Here is an 18479-nt window from a genome sequence, read left to right as displayed (position 1 = left end):
GAGGAGCGCGCCCTTGGCGCGCGTCTCGAAGGATCGGCCGCAAGCACTCCGCCGCATCCTTCGAGGCTCGCAAGAGCTCGCACCTCAGGATGACGGTCCACTTCACCCCGCCCGAGAGACCCACAACCATGGCTTCCATTTGCAAAGACATCCCGATCGACGCCGACCCCGACGATGTCTGGGACGCGCTTCGCGATTTCGGCGCCCTGCATAAACGGCTGGTGCCGGGATTCGTGATCGACGCGCGGCTGGAGGGCGATGCGCGGATCGTCACCTTCGCCAACGGCATGGTGGCGCGCGAGCTATTGGTCGACTACGACGACGCACGGCAACGGCTGGCCTACGCCATCATTGGCGAACGGGTGAAGCACTACAACGCGTCGGCGCAGGTGTTTGCCGACGGCGACAAAGCCAGCCGGCTGGTCTGGATCGTCGACGTGCTGCCGAATGACATCGCGCCCTATATCGATAGCCAGATGGATCTGGGGGTGCTGGCGATGCAGAAGACCCTGGGGCGGCATGCCGCCCCGCCAGTGTGACTTTTCTCACAGAAGCCGCGCCCAGCCTGTTCTAGCTTCGCACGGTGCGTCCGGTTAGCATCGCTTTCGCGGCGCTGCGCACGCAAGGAGCAGAACCATGACTGGAGCTGACAAGGTGGTGTGCCAGGCGGCCACGCTGCTGCTGCTGTTTACCCTGACCTCAGCACCGGCGAAGGCCCAATTCGCCGGCTTGGGCGGCGGAGGCGGCGGCGGTGACATGATGACCCAGATGGCGCCGATGCTCGAAATGATGAAGGCCAAGATGGGCAAGCGCCGTTTCGGCATGATGATGCAGACCATGGGCCCGATGATGGGCCAGATGATGGAAGGCGGCGGTGGCGGCCTTGGCGGCATGATGGGTGGCGGCGGCCTTGGCAACCTTGGCGGCATGACGGGCGGCGGCGGCTTTGCCCCGCAAAGCTACGGGATGGGCATGGGCGGCGGAGACATCACGAGCATGATGGGCGGCGCTGGCGGCGGCGAGATGATGAGCATGATCCCGCAGTTGATGCGGATGGCCAATTTCGGCGGCGGCCGTCGGCGTCATCGGCGTTAACATCCAATCAAGACAGCGCGGGGCGAACTCCTGAAAGGACGCCCTGCGGTCGCCAGCGTGTCAGCATCACGCTCGTCGAGGACAGCACGCCGAGCACCACCATCGACGCTGCAGCCAGCGTAAAGAAGTTTGCGGCGGTCGCACCGTGCAACGACAGCCACCAGCCGCCGCCGGCGACAAACAACAGCCGCGCGGTTTGCGCCAGCACCGGTCCCAGGACCTTTGCCGCGCCTTGCGAGGAGAAATACATCGCGGTCGCTAGTCCGATGAACGCATAACAAGGCGCTGCCGTCGACAGGTATTGCTGGCTCGCGTCGCGCACGCCGGGATTGTGGGTGAAGATATTGACCCAGAGATCGGGAAAGATCGCGACCAGGGTTCCCAATCCGCCGACCGAGATGAATGCGACCGAGCCCGAAATCAACGCAATCCGTCGCGCCCGCGCGATCCGGCCCGCGCCGATCGCCATTCCGACCATCGGCACCGACGCAATGCCGACCGCGAATGCGATCGAGGTCAGCATGAATTCCAGCCGGGCGCCGATGCCGTATCCGGCCAGGATTTCGGTTCCGAACTGCGCCAGCATGTGGGTGAAGATGGTGATCGTCAGCACCCCCTGCAGCGGCGAGAAACACGCGACGGCGCCGACCTTGAGAATATCGAAGAACATGGCGCGCTGGATCCGGAATCCCGCGAGTTTCGGCTTGACGCGCGCCCGGCCGGAAAAAATATACCACGCCATGATGGCGCCGTTGATCGAGTAGGCGGTCAGCGAGCCCGCGGCCACACCGGGCATGCCGAATTGCGGCACCGGCCCGAGCCCGAGGCCGAGGATGCCGCCAAGAATGATCTGGCAGACTGCGGAGTTAAGAACGATCAGCGAAGGCAGCTTCATGTTGCCGGTGCCGCGCAGGATCGCGGCCAGCGTATTCATCAGCCACGGAATCACGCCGCCACCGAAGAAAATCTGGATATAGCCGATGGCGCGCGCGAGCACGTCGCCGCGGCCACCGAGCATTTCCAATAGCGCCGGCCCGAAGATCAGCATGATCAGCGTGAAGCCGAGCCCGAAACAGGCGCCGATCATCAGCGCATGCACCGCCAGCGCCGAGGCGCGCTCCCTGTCGCCGGCGCCAAGCGCGCGTGCGATCGCCGACGAGACGCCGCCGCCCATGGCGCCGCCCGACATCGTCATCGACAGGATCACGAACGGAAACACCAGCGCCATCGCCGCCAGCGACTCCACGCCGAGCCTGCCGATATAGGACGTCTCGGCGATCACCACGCAGGTGCCAGCGCTGAGCGCGACGACGTTCGGCCAGGCAAGCCAGAGCAAGGTGTGCAGAATCGGACCGTCGGTCAGCAAATTCCGCGCCGGTGAAGCGATCGGAGCAAGCGACGGCTCGTTGCCATCGGCTACGGGAATGTCGGCAACGCCGAGATCGGACATTTCTTCTCCCTTGGGCCCGATCTAGCTGCCGTGCCGGGCGCTTCCTAGCACCGGATTCTGCCCGATGCCATGTGCATCGGGCGCAATGGCGGTCTGCCGGATTGCGGGTGCGCAGATCAAGGAGCCGGGTCTATTCGATCGACCACACAAACGGCGGGGCACCGCCGGCGGCCGGTTTCATGTCGACGGCGATGTGGCGGCCGCAGCCGGCCGCGAGGCCCTCGAACAATCCTTCAAGAACTTTGGCGCAAGCGGGGTGATAATCGCCGACATCGGCCATCAGCTTCCAGGTCTGTTGCCGGATTTCGCAAACTCCGGACTCGCTAGCATCGGCGACATCGTCCTGCGCGCCGAACAACGCGCGCAGGAACACGGCAAAATCTTTTGCCGTCCCGCGAGCCATGCCGAAGCCGCGCGCGACTTCATCGAAATACTGCATACCGATCAGTTTCCCGGTCAGATGCAAGAGATAGCCGGCGTCTTCGGGACCGAATAGTTGCACCATCACCGGTGCGGCGGTCCGCACATATTCCATCGCGTAATTCCGGTAGGCTTTTTCCAGCCGTGGCCTGGGCCAGCTTTCGACCGGCAAAGCCGGCGCGGTCGCGGGATCGAACAACGGCGCTTCGAGATGGCGCGCGAACACCAGGCGCTGGTCGACCTCCAGCGCGTAGTCGTATTCGCAGTAATAGCCTTCCAGGCCATCCTGTCCGTCGACGCTCTGCTTGGTGCAGGCAAAGCCGAGTTTTGGGTTGCCCAGCGCGACGCCGTTGTTGGCGTGCCATCCCCGCAGCATCGCGCGCGATACTTCGCCGGGGATGCCGCAGATCGCGGTGCCTTTCCAGATCCAGCGCGGCGGCGGATAGCGGATCCAGGCCTTGCGGTCGGTCTCGTACATGTATTCGACGCAAACGCCGCCGATCCAGTTGGAGAGATAGTGATACTGTGCCGCCGCCACCGCCGGCGGCAGCTTGCTCAAGCCCAGTTTCTCCAGCCCGGGCAGGAAACGCTCCTGCTGCTGGCGGCGAAAGACCCGGAACACGAATTCGGCGGCTTCGGCCGTGCCGCGCCGCGTCACCACCGTGAGAATGAGGCCGGTGAAGCAGGCGTGATAAAGCTCGGCGAGGCTGCGCCATCTCTGCCACTGCGCCGCTTGCGCGCTATCTTGCCCTGCCGTCATTGTCGCTCCCGGGCCGGCTGTGATCGGCTGCGTCACGCCCGAAAATGCTTGCTCAGCTTCAGGCCCTGCGCCTGATAGTTCGAGCCGATGCGCTGCCCGTATAGAGCGTCCGGCCGCGCCAGCATTCTTTCATACACCAGCCGGCCGACGATCTGGCCGTGCTCGAGAATGAACGGCACTTCGCGCGAGCGCACCTCGAGCACCGCGCGCGAGCCCTGCCCGCCGGCGCCGGCATAGCCGAAGCCGGGATCGAAGAAGCCGGCATAATGCACCCGGAACTCGCCGACCAGCGGATCGAACGGCACCATCTCTGCGGCATAATCCGGCGGCACCTGGACCGCTTCCTTCGACGCCAGGATGTAGAACTCGCCGGGGTCGAGAATGAGGCTGCCGTCGGGCCGCGCCGGGATCGGTTCCCAGAATTCACCAGCCGCATAGCCGCCGCGGCGATCGATATCGACCACGCCGGTGTGGCGCTTGGCGCGGTAGCCGACGAATCCGCCGGCGCTTTCGCCGGAAAGGTCGACGCTCAGCGCCACGCCGTTGACCAGATCGGCATCGTCGCAATCGACCAGCCGCTCCAGCACGTGCAGCGCTTCGAGTTCGTCGGCGCTGAGGATGGCGTCGCCGGTGCGGAAGCGGACCTGAGAAAGCCGCGATCCCTCGCGCAGCAGCACCGGAAAGGTCTTGGGACTGATCTCCGCATAGAGCGGGCCGTGATAGCCGGCGCCGATCATGTCGAAGCGCCTGGTGCCGTCCGCGATCACGCGGGTGAACACGTCGAGCCGCCCGGTCGAACTCTTTGGATTGGCGGCGGCGACGATTTGCGGCGGCAGCGCCAGGCTCTCCAGCAGCGGCACGATGTAGACGCAATTGGTTTCCAGCACCGCGCCGTCGGCAAGGTCGATCTCGTGCAGCTTCAACTCGTCGATGCGTTCCGCAACCGTGGCCCCCGGCCCCGGCAAAAAGCTGGCGCGCACCCGGTAGGCGACGTCGGCGAGACGCAGATCGAGGCTCGCCGGCTGGATCTGGCTCTCGACAAAGGGATAGGCCGGCAGGATCAGGCCGGCATCGGCCATCGCCGCGATCATGCGGTCGGGCAGGATGCCGTTGGCGTCGGGTTGAAGCGTGAACGACACTGGGTGGTCCCCGGGATGACTTCCGCCATCCAGACGCTGAAAATGTGGACTTTTACCGGTTATCCGATGGTTGCCTTGACGGAAAGGGCGCGACGGAATATGAGCATGACTTATCCCGTGGTGATTTGAGCCGGCCGGCTTGCAGCCACGTTAAAGAAATCGCTAAACAGGCCGGGGACACGTGTGATCCCGGCCTGTGGAATTTTTCCAGGCCGGTTTTTTGTGACCATTTTCTGGGTGGTCACGATGGAGGTCACATGACTGAGACTAACGCCGCCACATCGCCCACCGCCCGATACCGCCCCGAAACCCGGCTGGTCCATTCCGGAAACCTGCGCTCGCAATTCGGCGAAACATCCGAGGCGCTGTTCCTGACCCAGGGTTTTGTCTACGACACCGCCGAACAATGCGAGGCGCGGTTCAAGGGTGAGGAGCCTGGCTTTCTCTATTCGCGCTTTTCCAATCCCAACATTTCGATGTTCGAGCGCCGCATGATCGAGCTCGAAGGCGCTGAGGCCGCGCGCGCCACCGCCACCGGCATGGCCGCGGTGACCACGGCCATTCTCGCGCCGCTGAAGGCCGGCGATCACGTGGTAGCGTCGAAGCAGATGTTCGGCTCCTGCCGTTACGTGGTGGAAGACCTGCTGCCGCGCTACGGCATCGCCTCCACCCTGGTCGACGGCCTCGATCTCGATCAGTGGAAGAAAGCGATGCGGCCGAACACCAGGAGCTGCTTTCTGGAGAGCCCGACCAACCCGACGCTCGACGTGCTCGACATCGGCGCCATCGCCGGGATCGCGCACCAGGGCGGCGCGCGGCTGATCGTCGACAACGTGTTCGCGACGCCGCTCTGGCAAAGCCCGCTGACGCTCGGCGCCGATGTCGTGGTGTATTCCGCCACCAAGCATATCGACGGCCAGGGCCGCTGCCTCGGCGGCATCATCCTGTCGTCGGAAGCGTTCATCGCCGAACACATCCACAATTTCATGCGCCAGACCGGGCCGTCGATGTCGCCGTTCAACGCCTGGATCCTGCTCAAGGGACTGGAGACGCTGGCGGTCCGCGTTCGCGCGCAGACCGAAACCGCCGCCGCCGTCGCCGATGCTCTGGCGCCGCATCCGAAAATCTCGCGGCTGATCTATCCCGGCCGCGCCGATCATCCGCAGGCCGCCTTGGTCAAGAAACAGATGCGCGCCGGATCGACCCTGATCGGCTTCGAGGTCAAGGGCGGCAAGGCGACGGCCTTCCGTTGCCTCAACGCGCTGAAGCTTTCGCGGATTTCCAACAATCTCGGGGATGCCAAGAGCCTCGTCACCCATCCCGCCACCACGACGCATCAGCGGCTGACGCCGGAAGCCCGCGCCGAGCTTGGCATCAGCGAAGGTTTCATCCGATTCTCGGCCGGCCTCGAGCATCGCGACGACCTGATCGAGGATTTGCAATCCGCGCTGGAGAAGGCGTGAGGTCAACCAAGAACACCATCGTCGTCCCCCGGCGTTCGCAGGGACAACGGCGACTTCACATCGGCCGATAGGTCTGCACGTTGACGCCGAGCTTGAGCTGGCCGACCGACCGGATGATGTCGTCACCGAGCAGTTGCGCAAAGCAGGCGTAACCCCAGTCGTTCATGTGCAGGCCGTCGGCGATCACGAAGGTATCGATCGGGAGCGCCTGCTGCTCGTGCCATTGGCGCATCACCTCGAAGCGCGGAAAAAATCCGACATTGCGGATCTCGGCGACCCTGTCGAGCACCTTCACCATCCGGCTGGCGCTTTCGCCGTGTTCATAAACCCTCGGAGAATACTGCGGGTCGATCAGCACGATATCGGAGTTCGCCGCCTGAATCCGCGCAATGCCTTCCTCGACCAGCCTGGCAGTCTCGGCAGGATCGAGGTCGCGCAGCACGGCGTTGGTGCCGACCTGCCAGATCACCAGATCCGGCTTCATGTCGAGCACCGCCGTCTGCAGCCGTTTCATCATTTCGGGCGCATCTTCGCCGCCGACGCCGCGATTGAGCATGGTGATGTTGGCCGTCGGATACTGCCGTTGCAACTGCTTCGCCAGCCGGTTGGGATAGTTGAATTCGGGCGACGTCGTGCCCCAGCCCGTGGTCGAGGACGAGCCGAATGCGACGATCACCACCGGCTCGCCGGCGGCGAGCTTGCCGGCCACGTGCGGCAGCGATCCCAGCGGCCTGACGCCGCCCTTCGGCGGCAGGCAGGGAACGCGGCTGAAAATGTCGCCGGCCGATTTCGCGACCTGCTTCACCTTTTCGATCGCCCTGCTGGCGAGAGTCTTCTGCTGCGACGGGTCGGGCTGGTCGGCGGCACCCACGTTGCCGGTAGTTGGTGCGCCCGCGGCCTGCATCGCCGGCGGACCAGCGCTGTCGGGTTTGGGACTGTCAGCGTTCGCTTGTGTAATCCGGGCGTCTTGCGCGCGCGCCGGCGCCGTCGATGCCGGCATCAGCAGCACAAGGGCGGCGATGGAAATGGCGGCCAACGATGTCGTTCGGCAAAAAGGGCTGACAAAACTCATTTAACGCGAAATCCCTAGTTCTGCTGGACCGGACCGACATGCGCCGCGTCGATCACGAATTTCGACAGCGCGCGGCCGAGGCAATCATGGACTCGCTTGGCGAGTTCGATCCCATGCGTGGCGGTGAACAGGTCGAAATCGCCGGAGTCGTTCCATTGGCGCATGATGGCAAACCGGTCGAACAGCGGGACATCGTGCTGCTGCGCCACCACGCGCATATTGTCCAAATAGGGCGGTGCCGAAATCATCGTTTCCGTTCGCGGGCTGTATTGCAGATTCATCAAAATCACATCGGCTCCCGCAGTTTGCAGCGCAGCAACGCCTTCATCGACCGCGCCGCGAAAATCATCGGGATCGGCAGATCGCATAGCATCAACCGTGCCGGTCTGCCAGATAACCAAAGTAGGTTTTTTGCCCTCCATCAGCTTAACCATACCGGCGGCGACTTCCTCGGCGGTTTTCTTGGTTTGCAATTCCACCGAAACGTTGACGGCGACCGCCGGCAGCTTCTCCTTCAGCATGGCCTGCAACCGGCCCGGATAGGCGCTCGCTTCCGCGGAAGGGATGGTCGAGGAACGGCTGCCGATCACCAGAATATCCAGCGGATGGCCGCCTTTTACGGCGTCCATGACCTTGGGGAGCGCGCTCTCGGTTGAAAGCAGGTAGTCCGGAACTTCGCAGCTCTGCACGGCATCCTCGGCGCGCACCGAAGCCGCGGTCAGACAACCGGCCAACACCATCAGGCCCAGGATGGCCCCCGCGTTGAACTTCATGCCCCGCCTCCCGCCATATCAGCGTTGCCGCTGGTGCCCTTTCGCGAGGCATTCTTATCGGCATTGGATTTATACCACGAAAACAGCCACGCTGCGGCAGACATGATCAGAATTCCGGAAATACTGATGATGCCATGCAGCATCGCGCCGCCGTTTACCTCGGCCAGGATGAAATGCCCCGCAAACGCCAGGAACACGCCGAGGCAGAAGATCTCGAGCGAATGCTGCCCGCACAGGATCAGCGGCCGCAGCCAGGGCGACTTCAATCCGGACCAGTCCCTCGGCAGGAACCGGACGGTGATGGCCGCCAGCGCCAGGAAGTGCGCGAACCGGAGCACGTCGAGATCGGTCTTGTCGATCGGGTACATCCACTGCTCGAGCCAGCGCGGCATCAGGGGGCTCAGCTGCGGCAGATACCAGGTCATGGTGACGCAGAACGCCGCGAACAAATACGCGATCGAAATCCACAGCGTGACCGGCGAAGCGAGAACCCGCGACATCCGCCGGGCGCCGCCGAGCGCGCACCATGCCCCGAACACGAACAACAATTGCCAGGCAAACGGGTTGAAGGCCCAGTAGCCGTTCGGATAGGCCGACAGATACAGGTCATAGTGCCAGGTCAGGGCATAGAGCAGGACCGACAGCGCCAGCGTGACGTCGGCCCGCCATTTCATCAGCCACAGGATCGCGGGCAGAAAGAACATCAGCACGATATAGAGCGGCAGCACGTCCATGTTGACGGGGCGGAATCTCAGCAGCAGCGCCTGGACGATGGTGACGTCCGGCTGCTTGAGAAAATCCATGATCCCCATTTCTTCCGTATACAGCGGATTCTCGAAACTGGTGGCGACGTAGGAAATCTCCGCCAGGAAGATCGTGAACAGGAACACGTGCGCGACATAAATCTGCCAGACCCGCCGCATGATGCGCGCGGTCGCCACCACGAAACCGGACTCCAGCATCGCGCGGCCGTAAACGAACGCCGCGGTATAGCCCGAGATGAAGATGAAAATCTCGGTGGCGTCGCTGAACCCGTAATTGCGGATGGTGAGCCAGGTAAAAAGATTGGACGGCAGATGATCGATGTAGATCAGCCACAGCGCGAGGCCGCGAAACAGATCGAGCCGCAATTCGCGCTCGTTTCCCAGTTGCAACGACATCACCTGCACCAGGGAAGCCGGCGCCGGTGCGGCGTCCTGCGCGGCGTCGTTCGCTGTACCCGCCAGCGGCGGCGCGGCAATTCGATCGGCAATGGAGGTCATATGGGCACCGGTCTGGAACAGGTCGATTGACGCGCCTGTTTGCTTCGAGAGAGTGTATCGTCTCGAAAATTGCAAGCAAGTCACGAGGGGTTAGGGGCCGCGCCGGCGGGCTTTGGGCCGGAACTATGTTAAAACCACGGTCAATCGAGCCGGATGATGCCGGCCCGGCGATTGGTTTCCCAGGGATTATTTCGATAGGATACGCCGCCAATTCGAGAAGATCCCCCGGATGTACCGCACCGTTACCCGCCAGATCGAAGTCACCGTCGAGCCGAACTTCCTGCCGGAACGCTCGTCGGCGGAACGGAGCCAGTATTTCTGGTCCTACACCATCGTCATCACCAATTCCGGCAGGGAAACAGTGCAGCTCAAGACGCGGCACTGGATCATCACCGACGCCTCCGGCCGCAAGCAGGAAGTCCGCGGCGAGGGTGTGATCGGCAAGCAGCCGGTGCTCGCGCCCGGCGAGCGCTTCGAATACACCAGTTTCGTCCCGCTCCCGACCACCTCAGGCTTCATGACCGGCCGCTACCAGATGGTGAGCAAAAGCGGCGAACGGTTCGAGATCGACGTGCCGACATTTTCGCTCGATAGTCCGGATAACAAGCGGGTGTTGAATTAGGGTTTTCTTCCGCGCCCGCTGGCGGCCGTCGTCCCTGCGAACGCAGGGACCCATGCGCCGCGGCGCTTGCTGTGAGAGATGCTGTTCGACGAATTTCGCAAAACCCCACTTCCTGTGGTTATGGGTCCCTGCGTTCGCAAGGACGACGCCGCGCGTGATGCATGGTGCTGCTCCAAATGAAGCCGTCATGCTCCGCGCAAGCGGGGCATCCAGTACGCCGCGCCTCTCGACTCTATCGCTGACGCCTCTGGAATACTGGATCACCCGCTTTCGCGGGAGGGCTTGACAGGAAATTGCTGATTTGCCCGTCGGGCGAAATCGATCGCGGAGCCTGACATCACCGAATAAATTCAATGCGCTAAGGAGGGATTGTGAGCAGCCTCACATAGGGGGCCTCTCACCAGGCTGGATGTTGCGGCCAAAAGCCGACATGGATAGGGTCGGTGTATTGCGGTTTGAGGTTTTCCATGAGCGGTCTCAGGATCTTTGCTCTGGTGGCCATTTTTTTCAACCTGCTTGGTCAACCGGCTTTTGCCGAGAAGCGGGTCGCGCTCGTTATTGGTAACTCCGACTATCAGAACGTGGCGCGGCTGAGCAATCCGCTCAACGATGCCGCCGCCATGACCGCGACATTCAAGGATGCCCGCTTCGATCTGGTGTTATCTCGCCACGACCTTAAAGCGTCGGAGATGCGCCGTGTGTTGCGCGATTTCGCCGACCAGGTGCGCGATGCCGACGTCGCCGTGGTTTATTACGCGGGACATGGCATCGAGGTGGACGGCGTCAACTATCTGATCCCGGTCGACGCGGCGCTGGAACGCGACACCGACGTCTACGACGAGGCGTTTCCGCTCGACCGAATCCTGGTCACAGTCGAGCCGGCCAGGAAGTTGCGGCTGATCATCCTCGACGCTTGCCGCGACAATCCGTTCGCCAGGACCATGAGGCGAACGATCGGACAGCGCGGCATTGGGCGAGGCCTCGCCAAGGTCGAGCCGGCCAGTTCCAACACCATGATCGCATTCGCGGCGAAAGCCGGTTTCACGGCCTTCGACGGCGACGGCGAGTACAGTCCGTTCGCAACCGCTCTGGCCGAACACCTGACCAAGCCGGGACTCGATCTGCGCAAGGCCTTCGGCTTCGTACGCGACGACGTCCTGAAGGCGACCAAAAACAGGCAGGAGCCGTTCGTCTACGGCTCGCTCGGTGGCGACGATATCGCGCTTGTGCCGGCGCCCGTCTTGAGCGCGCCGGTCAGTCCCGCGCCCGATCCCTCCGACGCGATCCGGCGCGACTATGAATTTGTCGAGCGCATCGCAACCAAGGAGGCCTGGGACTTCTTCCTGGCGACCCATCCCGACGGCTATTACGCGAAGCTCGCGCAGGCCCAACGCAACAAGCTGGCAGCCGAGGAAGCTCGCGTTGCGGCCACCGAAAAGGCCCGCTCGGCGGAGGAAGAAAAGGCAAGGCTCGCGGCGGAGGGCGCAAAAGCCGCCGAACAGGCCAAGGCCGCAGCAGACGCCAAGGCAGCCGAGCAGGCGCGCCTTGCCGCGGAAAAGAAGAAGGCCGAACAGGAAGCGAAGCTCGCCGAAGCTCAGCGCGCCGCGGCGGTCGCAGAAGAGGCCAGGATAGCCGCTGAAAATCTCAGAAAGATCGAGGAAGAAAAGGCCGCGGAGGCCCGTCTCGTTCGAATAGCGGAAGAGGCCAAGGCTGCCGCCGCCAAAGCGAAGGCCGACGAGGAAGCGCGCGCCGCGGAGGCGCGCGCCGCAGCGTTACAAAAGGCGCTTGAGGATGCGAGGATCGCTGAAGCCCAGCGCACCGAAGCCGCCGCCAGGATCAAGGCCGAAGCGGATCACCCGATCGGCCCGCTCGCCTCGCTTTCGCCGGCGGACAAGCCCGACGAAACCAGGCCGACCGACGAGCAGATACCTCGCCTGCTGCAAACCGAGTTACACCGGCTCGGCTGCTATACCGGCTCGGTCGACGGCAACTGGAACGATACCACCCAACACTCGCTTGCCTTGTTCAACAAGAATGCCGGCACCACGCTCGATACCAGGGTCGCCAGCTTCGATACGCTTGACGTGTTGCGGCACCGGAACGAGCGGGTCTGTCCATTGATCTGCGGGCACGGCTACAAGGCTGACGGCGACACCTGCAGCAGGATCGTTTGCAAGGCGGGCTACGAGGTCGGCGACGACAACACCTGCGAGCGGCTCCGGGAGAAAAAGCCAACGGCCAAGCGCGAACGGGCGCCGGAAGAGACGCAGCCCAGCGCGAAGCGCGCGCCGGCTGGCGAGCCGTCCTATAGCGGCGCCGGCGGCGCAGCCTGCGGGGCGAGATCCTGTTCGGCGGCATATGCCGGCTGCAAGCGCCACGCCGCCGAGATCGGCAGGCAGGGCTACCATTGCGACTCCGAATATTCCAGCTGCCTGTCGACCGGCGAGTTCATCGGCCGCAGATGTCAGCGTCACGGCCTGGCGAAGAACTAGCCCGCTTCAACGCGGCGTTAGCGGCACGACCCCGATGCCTACTCCACGCCAGCTTCCTGCGGCGTGAATTCATAGACCGAGCTGCAGAACTCGCAGGTCACCACCACCTTGCCGTCCTTGACCATGCCGGCGCGATCATCGGGCGCGAAGCTTGCAAGCATCGCCGACACCGCATCGCGCGAGCAGGAGCATTGCGCGCGCAACGGCAGCGGCGAAAACACCCGCACGCCGCGTTCGTGAAACAACCGGTAGAGCAGCCGCTCGCCCGACAGATCCGGATCGATCAGCTCGACATCCTCGACGGTCGCGATCAGCGACTGGCCTTCGATCCAGGCATCGTCTTCCGCCACGGTGTGGGTGACGGCGCCCTCCGGCGCATCGCCGGGGTGCAGGTCGGCCTGGCGCGCCCGCTCCGGCGCCTTCGGCAAGAATTGCAGCAGCATGCCGCCGGCGCGCCAGCGGTGTCTGGGGCCCTGGCCGCCGCCGCGCCATTCCTCGCCGACCGCAAGCCGCACCCGGGTCGGAATTTGTTCGGAGCGCAGAAAATATTCGTGCGCGGCGTCTTCCAGGCTGCCGCCTTCGAGCGCCACCAGTCCCTGATAGCGGCTCATGTCCGGGCCCTGATCGATGGTCATGGCGAGATGGCCGTGCCCCAGCAGCGCGCCGGAATCCTGACCGTCCTTGAGCCGCCTGGCATCGAAGCGCGCATAGGCGCGTAGGCGATCCGGCGCCTGGAAGTCCACGATCAGGAACGACACCGGGCCATCGGTCTGGGTCTGCAGGATGAAGCGGCCCTCGAATTTCAGCGACGAACCGAGCAGAGTGGTCAGCACGATCGCCTCGCCGAGCAGCTTGCCGACCGGGGCCGGATAATCATGCCGCGTCAGGACGTCGTCGAGTGCGGGACCAAGCCGGGTCAGGCGGCCGCGCAGATCGAGCGAAGCGACCTCGAACGGCAGCACCGCGTCATCGACCGGAACGGCCGACGGCGCACGGATCGGCGTTTCAAGGGAGATTTTCGTGTCCGGGGAGGGTTGGGTCATGGCGCTTTATCTGGGGTCGGCGGGCCGGAATCGAAAGGGGCGAAACCTGTCTCAACGAGTCGTCCCTGCGAACGCAGGGACCCACAATCCCGGGCGTCGATTGTGAAAAAAGATGTCTACGACATCGCGAAACCGCGAGATCACGCGGTATGGGTCCCCGCCTTCGCGGGGACGACGATGTCACTTGCATCACGCCACCGCGTCGAAGCACCAGGCCAGGATGCCCTTATGCGCGTGCAGACGGTTCTCGGCTTCGTCGAACACCACCGACTGCGGGCCATCGATTACCTCGTCGGTGACTTCGTGGCCGCGATGCGCCGGCAGGCAATGCATGAACAGCGCATCGGGTTTTGCCAGCGACATCAGCTTGGAGTTGACCTGATAGGGTTTCAACAGGTTGTGGCGGTTCTCGCCATCCTTGTCGCCCATCGAGACCCAGGTGTCGGTGACCACGCAATCGGCGCCGCGCACCGCCCGTTCCGGATCGCTGCCGAGCATGACCTTGGCCTTGGTCGCGTTGATCCAGTCCTTCATCGCCTTGTTCGGCTTCAGCTGCGGCGGGGTCGCGACATTCAGCCTGAAGTTGAACCGCTCCGCCGCATGCGCCCATGACACCAGCACATTGTTGTCGTCGCCGCACCAGGCGACGGTGCGGCCCTCGATCGGGCCGCGATGTTCCTCGAACGTCATCAAGTCCGCCATCACCTGGCAGGGATGCGACCGCCGGGTCAACCCGTTGATGATGGGCACGGTGGCAAAGGCGGCGAGCTCCAGCAGCGCCTCGTGATTGAGAATACGGATCATGATGGCGTTGACGTAGCGCGACAGCACCCGCGCGGTGTCGGCGATGGTTTCGCCGCGGCCGAGCTGCATTTCCGCGCCGGTCAGCATGATCGACTCCCCGCCGAGCTGGCGCATGCCGACGTCGAACGATACCCGGGTGCGGGTCGAGGGTTTTTCGAAGATCATCGCCAACGTCTTGCCTTCGAGCGGCTTGACCGGCTTGGCGCCCGAGCTTTTCTGCGCCTTCAGCTTCGCCTTCATGGCGACGCTGGCGGCGAGCATGTTGCGCAGCTCCTTGGTCGGAAGCTCGTTGATATCGAGAAAGTGGCGAAGGGCCTGGCTCATTGCCCCGCCGCCCGTTTCAACGCATTGCCGGACAGCGTCACGCAGGTGCGCTCGAGCCGCTGCACGGCCTGCTCGATCTCGGCTTCGGTCACGATCAACGGCGGCAGGAACCGCACGACGTTTTCGCCGGCGCCGACCGTGAGCAGCTTTTCATCGCGTAAAGCGTTGACGAGATCGCCCGACGGCACCACGGCCTTGAGGCCGATCAGCAGTCCCTCGCCGCGCACTTCGGCAAGCACGCCGGGATGGCGATCGACCACGGAGGCGAGCTTCTGCTTGAGCAGCAGTGACATCTTCTGCGCATGCTCGAAGAAACCGGGCTTGAGCATCACGTCGAGCACGGCGTTCGCGGCAGCTATCGCCAGCGGATTGCCGCCGAAGGTCGAACCGTGCGAGCCCGGCGTCATGCCGGCTGCGGCGTCAGCCGTCACCAGGCAGGCCCCGATCGGAAAACCGCCGCCGAGCGCCTTTGCCAGCGACATCACGTCGGGTGTAACGCCGAGACGCTTGTAGGCGAACAGGTCGCCGGTGCGGCCCATGCCGGTCTGCACCTCGTCGAACATCAGTAGCAGGCCGTGCTCGTCGCATAGCTTGCGCAACTCCTTAAAGAACGCATGCGGCGCGGCGCGCACGCCGCCTTCGCCCTGCACCGGCTCGATCAGGATGCCGGCGGTCTGCGGCCCGATCGCCTTCTTGACGGCGTCGAGATCGCCGAGCGCGACCTGGTCGAAGCCATCCATCGGCGGCCCGAAACCCTCGAGATATTTCGCCGACCCGGTCGCGGCCAGCGTCGCCAGCGTTCGCCCGTGAAACGCGCCGTCGAAGGTAATGATCCGGTAGCGCTCCGGATGGCCTTTGGCGGCGTGATGTTTGCGCGTCACCTTGATCGCGCATTCCATCGCCTCGGCGCCGGAATTACAGAAGAACACGAAATCGGCGAAGCTTTGCTCGCAGAGTCGTGCGGCGAGCTTGTCGCCGTCCGGGCTCTTGAACAGGTTCGACATGTGCCACAGCCTGGTCGCCTGTTCCTGCAAGGCCGCCACCAGATGCGGATGGCAATGACCGAGCGCGTTGACGGCGACGCCAGAGGTGAAATCGAGATAGCGCTCGCCATTGGTCGCGATCAACCACGCGCCCTCGCCGCGCTCGAACCCGAGGTCGGCCCTGGCGAATACGGGGAGCAGATGCGACGAAGCGCTCTTGGTCATGGCGATCACTGAAGGTTGGGGCCGGTTTTCGATACGCGCATTGCCGCGGGGTCGCATCGACGATCAGCCCGGAAAAACAAAACGTGCCGCCTTTTCAGGGCGGCACGTGGGATTCATTCTAGGCGGACCGCGAAAACTGTCAACCTGCCAAATGGAACCCGAAACACAGGAATCCGTTGGTCGCACGGAAAGTGTGGACGCGTTGAGCCGGACTCTTGCGCGGGAGTCACGGCATATTGTAGCCTTCGGGTTGTCGGGTACGACATCTCGTGCGGCGGGGTCTAATCCTTAACCAGTCCAGTGTTCGGCGTAAACGCCCGGGCGTGCTTTCCGCGCCCGGCGATGGCTAAGGGATTCTGCCTGCAGGGATTTTGGAGAATTGGACGTCGCAGCGCTGCCGCAAAAAATGGCCGGCGCGACATAGAGGGAAGAAGGCGATGACGGTGTTAACCTGGACCGACGATCGCGTCGAACAATTGAAAAAACTCTGGGAAGCCGGGCTTTCGGCCAGCCAGATTGCCGCCGAGCTCGGAAATGTGACCCGGAATGCCGTGATCGGCAAAGTCCACCGGCTGGGCCTGTCCGGCCGCGCCAAGAGCCCCTCCTCGGCAGCGCCCCGCCAGCGCAAGGCCCGCCCGGCCCAGCACATGATGCGGGTTTCGCGTCCGGCCTCGCGCGGCAATACCGCGCTGGCGCACGCGTTCGAAGTCGAGATGGAGCCGGACCCGATCGCCTACGACAATGTGGTGCCGATGAGCCAGCGGCTGTCGCTGCTGGAACTGAACGAGTCCACCTGCCACTGGCCGATCGGCGATCCCTCGAGCACGGAATTCTTTTTCTGCGGCGGCAAGGCGCTGGTCAGCCTGCCCTATTGCGCGCATCATTCGCGGATCGCCTATCAGCCGGCGAGCGACCGCCGGCGTCAGCCGCCGAAGCCGACAAGATAAACGGACCCTCGTGCTGAGGAGCGCCGCAGGCGCGTCTCGAAGCATCCCAAGCCGCCATTCTTCGAGACGCGCGCAAGTGCGCGCTCCTCAGGATGAGGTCGGTGTTTGCTCGGTGATGATTTATTCCCCCGCCTTGGCGAACCGGTCGTCCAGCGCGTAGCCGGCGCCGCGTACGGTGCGGATCGGGTCCTGCTCGCGGCCGGGGTTGAGCAGCTTGCGCAACCGGCCAATATGCACATCCACGGTGCGCTCGTCGATATAGATGTCGCGGCCCCATACGCTGTCGAGCAGTTGCTCGCGGCTGAACACCCGTCCCGGATGTTCCAGAAAAAATTCCAGCAGGCGATATTCGGTCGGGCCGAGATCGACCGGACGGCCCGAGCGGACCACGCGGCGCTTGTCGCGATCGAGTTCGATGTCGCCATAGGTGAGAATGGTGGCAAGACGCTCGGGACTTGCGCGGCGCAACAGGCCCTTCACCCGCGCCAGCAGTTCCGGTACTGAAAACGGCTTGACGATGTAGTCGTCGGCGCCGGTCGCAAGGCCCCTGACCCGCTCGCTTTCCTCGCCGCGCGCCGTCAGCATGATGATCGGCAATTGCCGCGTCTCCGGCCGCGCCCGCAAGCGGCGGCACAGCTCAATGCCGGACAGGCCCGGCAGCATCCAGTCGAGCACGATCAGGTCGGGAACGTGTTCCTTCAGCCGGGTATCGGCATCGTCGCCGCGCCCGACCGTTTCGACATCGTAGCCTTCCGCGTCGAGGTTGTAACGCAACAGCGTGGTCAGGGCTTCCTCGTCTTCCACCACCAGAATGCGCGCGCTCATATGCGTAGCCTTTCTAGTCTGCCTGGTCCGCGTCGGGTCCAACATTCAGCCGCACCCGCGTCAGTTTCCGGGTACCACGGAGGCAAATGTCGTCATGTCGCCCTTCGGGCGCTTGTCGAGGATCTGTTGCCCCTCGATCATGTAGAACACGGTCTCGGCGATGTTGGTGGCATGATCGCCGATTCGTTCGATGTTCTTGGCACAGAACATCAGATGGATGCAGAAACTGATGTTGCGCGGATCTTCCATCATATAGGTCAAGAGCTCGCGGAACAGCGAGGTGCAGAGGGCGTCGACCTCCTCGTCGCCCTTCCAGACCGTCATCGCCGCCGGCAGGTCGTGCGCCGCATAGGCGTCGAGCACGGATTTCACCTGCGACTGCACCAGATCCGTCATGTGCTCGAGGCCGCGGATCAGCTTCAGCGGCTGGAAATCGCTGTCCAGCGCGGCGACACGCTTGCCCATGTTCTTGGCGAGATCGCCGATCCGCTCAAGATCGGTGGCGACTCGCATGGCGCCGACGATCTCGCGCAAGTCCACCGCCATCGGCTGGCGCCGCGCGATGGTCAGCACCGCACGTTCCTCGATCAGGCGCTGCAGGTTGTCGATTTCAGCGTCGGCCTCGGCGACCCGCTTGCCGAGCGCGACGTCGCGGCGGATCAGCGCATCGACGGATTCGACGATCATGCGCTCGGCAAGACCGCCCATCTCCGCGACCAGCCGGGTCAATTCCTGCAGATCGCTGTCGAACGCCTTGGCGGTATGTTCGGAACCCATCTG

17 protein-coding genes and 1 riboswitch are annotated in these 18479 nt (G+C 63.8%); of the genes, 6 read left to right on the top strand and 11 right to left on the bottom strand.

The features are described 5' to 3' along the window. Nucleotides 1-128 precede the first annotated feature (128 nt). On the top strand, nt 129-539 hold the full coding sequence (locus E7813_RS12815) for an SRPBCC family protein (RefSeq protein ID WP_291574408.1): 411 nt from the start codon (nt 129-131) through the stop codon (nt 537-539). A gap of 97 nt (nt 540-636) precedes the next feature. Next, nucleotides 637-1095 carry a hypothetical protein gene (locus E7813_RS12810; protein WP_291574406.1) on the top strand — a complete coding sequence of 153 codons (459 nt, stop codon included), beginning with the start codon at nt 637-639 and terminating at the stop codon, nt 1093-1095. A 7-nt stretch (nt 1096-1102) separates the two neighbouring features. On the opposite strand, the gene E7813_RS12805 is transcribed toward E7813_RS12810, so the two are convergent. The 3 genes from E7813_RS12805 to E7813_RS12795 all read right to left on the bottom strand — a co-directional run bounded on the left by E7813_RS12805 (nt 1103) and on the right by E7813_RS12795 (nt 4864). Continuing rightward, complete coding sequence (locus tag E7813_RS12805; RefSeq protein WP_291574404.1) at nt 1103-2545, bottom strand: MATE family efflux transporter; 1443 nt, start codon at nt 2543-2545, stop codon at nt 1103-1105. Between the two features lie 130 nt (nt 2546-2675). Continuing rightward, on the bottom strand, nt 2676-3725 hold the full coding sequence (locus tag E7813_RS12800; protein WP_291574402.1) for a hypothetical protein: 1050 nt from the start codon (nt 3723-3725) through the stop codon (nt 2676-2678). Between the two features lie 32 nt (nt 3726-3757). Beyond that, nucleotides 3758-4864 carry a 2'-deoxycytidine 5'-triphosphate deaminase gene (locus tag E7813_RS12795; protein WP_291574399.1) on the bottom strand — a complete coding sequence of 369 codons (1107 nt, stop codon included), beginning with the start codon at nt 4862-4864 and terminating at the stop codon, nt 3758-3760. Between the two features lie 107 nt (nt 4865-4971). Further along, a riboswitch (SAM riboswitch) is annotated at nt 4972-5051 on the top strand. Between the two features lie 70 nt (nt 5052-5121). Between E7813_RS12795 and E7813_RS12790 the strand changes: the two genes are divergently transcribed. Beyond that, nucleotides 5122-6327, top strand: coding sequence for an O-succinylhomoserine sulfhydrylase (locus E7813_RS12790; protein WP_291574395.1), 1206 nt, complete (start codon nt 5122-5124; stop codon nt 6325-6327). Nucleotides 6328-6382: 55 nt separating this feature from the next. Here E7813_RS12790 and E7813_RS12785 read toward each other — a convergent pair whose 3' ends face one another. Genes E7813_RS12785 through E7813_RS12775 form a run of 3 tightly spaced genes read right to left on the bottom strand, consistent with a single transcriptional unit; the run spans nt 6383 to nt 9434 of the window. After that, nucleotides 6383-7399, bottom strand: coding sequence for a GDSL-type esterase/lipase family protein (locus E7813_RS12785; protein ID WP_291574392.1), 1017 nt, complete (start codon nt 7397-7399; stop codon nt 6383-6385). A 14-nt stretch (nt 7400-7413) separates the two neighbouring features. After that, complete coding sequence (locus E7813_RS12780; protein ID WP_291574390.1) at nt 7414-8172, bottom strand: SGNH/GDSL hydrolase family protein; 759 nt, start codon at nt 8170-8172, stop codon at nt 7414-7416. Further along, nucleotides 8169-9434, bottom strand: coding sequence for an OpgC domain-containing protein (locus E7813_RS12775; protein WP_291574388.1), 1266 nt, complete (start codon nt 9432-9434; stop codon nt 8169-8171). The genes E7813_RS12780 and E7813_RS12775 overlap by 4 nt, the downstream gene beginning before the upstream one ends. Before the next feature lie 229 nt (nt 9435-9663). Between E7813_RS12775 and apaG the strand changes: the two genes are divergently transcribed. Continuing rightward, nucleotides 9664-10056, top strand: coding sequence for a Co2+/Mg2+ efflux protein ApaG (gene apaG / locus E7813_RS12770; RefSeq protein ID WP_291574387.1), 393 nt, complete (start codon nt 9664-9666; stop codon nt 10054-10056). 467 nt (nt 10057-10523) lie between these two features. Then, a complete protein-coding gene (locus E7813_RS12765; RefSeq protein WP_291574386.1) occupies nt 10524-12548 on the top strand; it encodes a caspase family protein in 2025 nt (674 codons plus the stop codon). 38 nt (nt 12549-12586) lie between these two features. Here the strand turns inward: E7813_RS12765 and E7813_RS12760 are convergent, their stop codons facing one another. From E7813_RS12760 to E7813_RS12750, 3 genes are all read right to left on the bottom strand, one after another. Further along, a complete protein-coding gene (locus E7813_RS12760; RefSeq protein WP_291574385.1) occupies nt 12587-13591 on the bottom strand; it encodes an Hsp33 family molecular chaperone in 1005 nt (334 codons plus the stop codon). Between the two features lie 189 nt (nt 13592-13780). Then, entirely contained in the window at nt 13781-14719 is a 939-nt protein-coding gene (gene argF, locus E7813_RS12755; protein WP_291574384.1) for an ornithine carbamoyltransferase, read from the bottom strand. Continuing rightward, nucleotides 14716-15927 (bottom strand): aspartate aminotransferase family protein, encoded by a 1212-nt coding sequence (locus E7813_RS12750; protein ID WP_291574383.1) that lies wholly within the window; start codon nt 15925-15927, stop codon nt 14716-14718. Before E7813_RS12750 ends, argF begins: the two co-directional genes overlap by 4 nt. A gap of 437 nt (nt 15928-16364) precedes the next feature. Here E7813_RS12750 and E7813_RS12745 point away from each other — a divergent pair, with 437 nt between their 5' ends. Next, entirely contained in the window at nt 16365-16874 is a 510-nt protein-coding gene (locus tag E7813_RS12745) for a GcrA family cell cycle regulator (RefSeq protein WP_291574382.1), read from the top strand. A 120-nt stretch (nt 16875-16994) separates the two neighbouring features. Here E7813_RS12745 and phoB read toward each other — a convergent pair whose 3' ends face one another. Then, the gene (phoB, locus tag E7813_RS12740; protein WP_291574381.1) at nt 16995-17699 is read right to left on the bottom strand and encodes a phosphate regulon transcriptional regulator PhoB; all 705 of its coding nucleotides are present in this window, start codon (nt 17697-17699) and stop codon (nt 16995-16997) included. 60 nt (nt 17700-17759) lie between these two features. Further along, a complete protein-coding gene (gene phoU, locus E7813_RS12735; RefSeq protein ID WP_291574380.1) occupies nt 17760-18476 on the bottom strand; it encodes a phosphate signaling complex protein PhoU in 717 nt (238 codons plus the stop codon). Between the last annotated feature and the right edge of the window lie 3 nt (nt 18477-18479).

This window comes from Bradyrhizobium sp., from assembly GCF_004799405.1.
GTDB lineage: Bacteria > Pseudomonadota > Alphaproteobacteria > Rhizobiales > Xanthobacteraceae > Bradyrhizobium.
The sequence above is the reverse complement of the archived record's forward strand: the minus strand, read 5'-3'. Positions and strand labels throughout refer to the sequence as shown.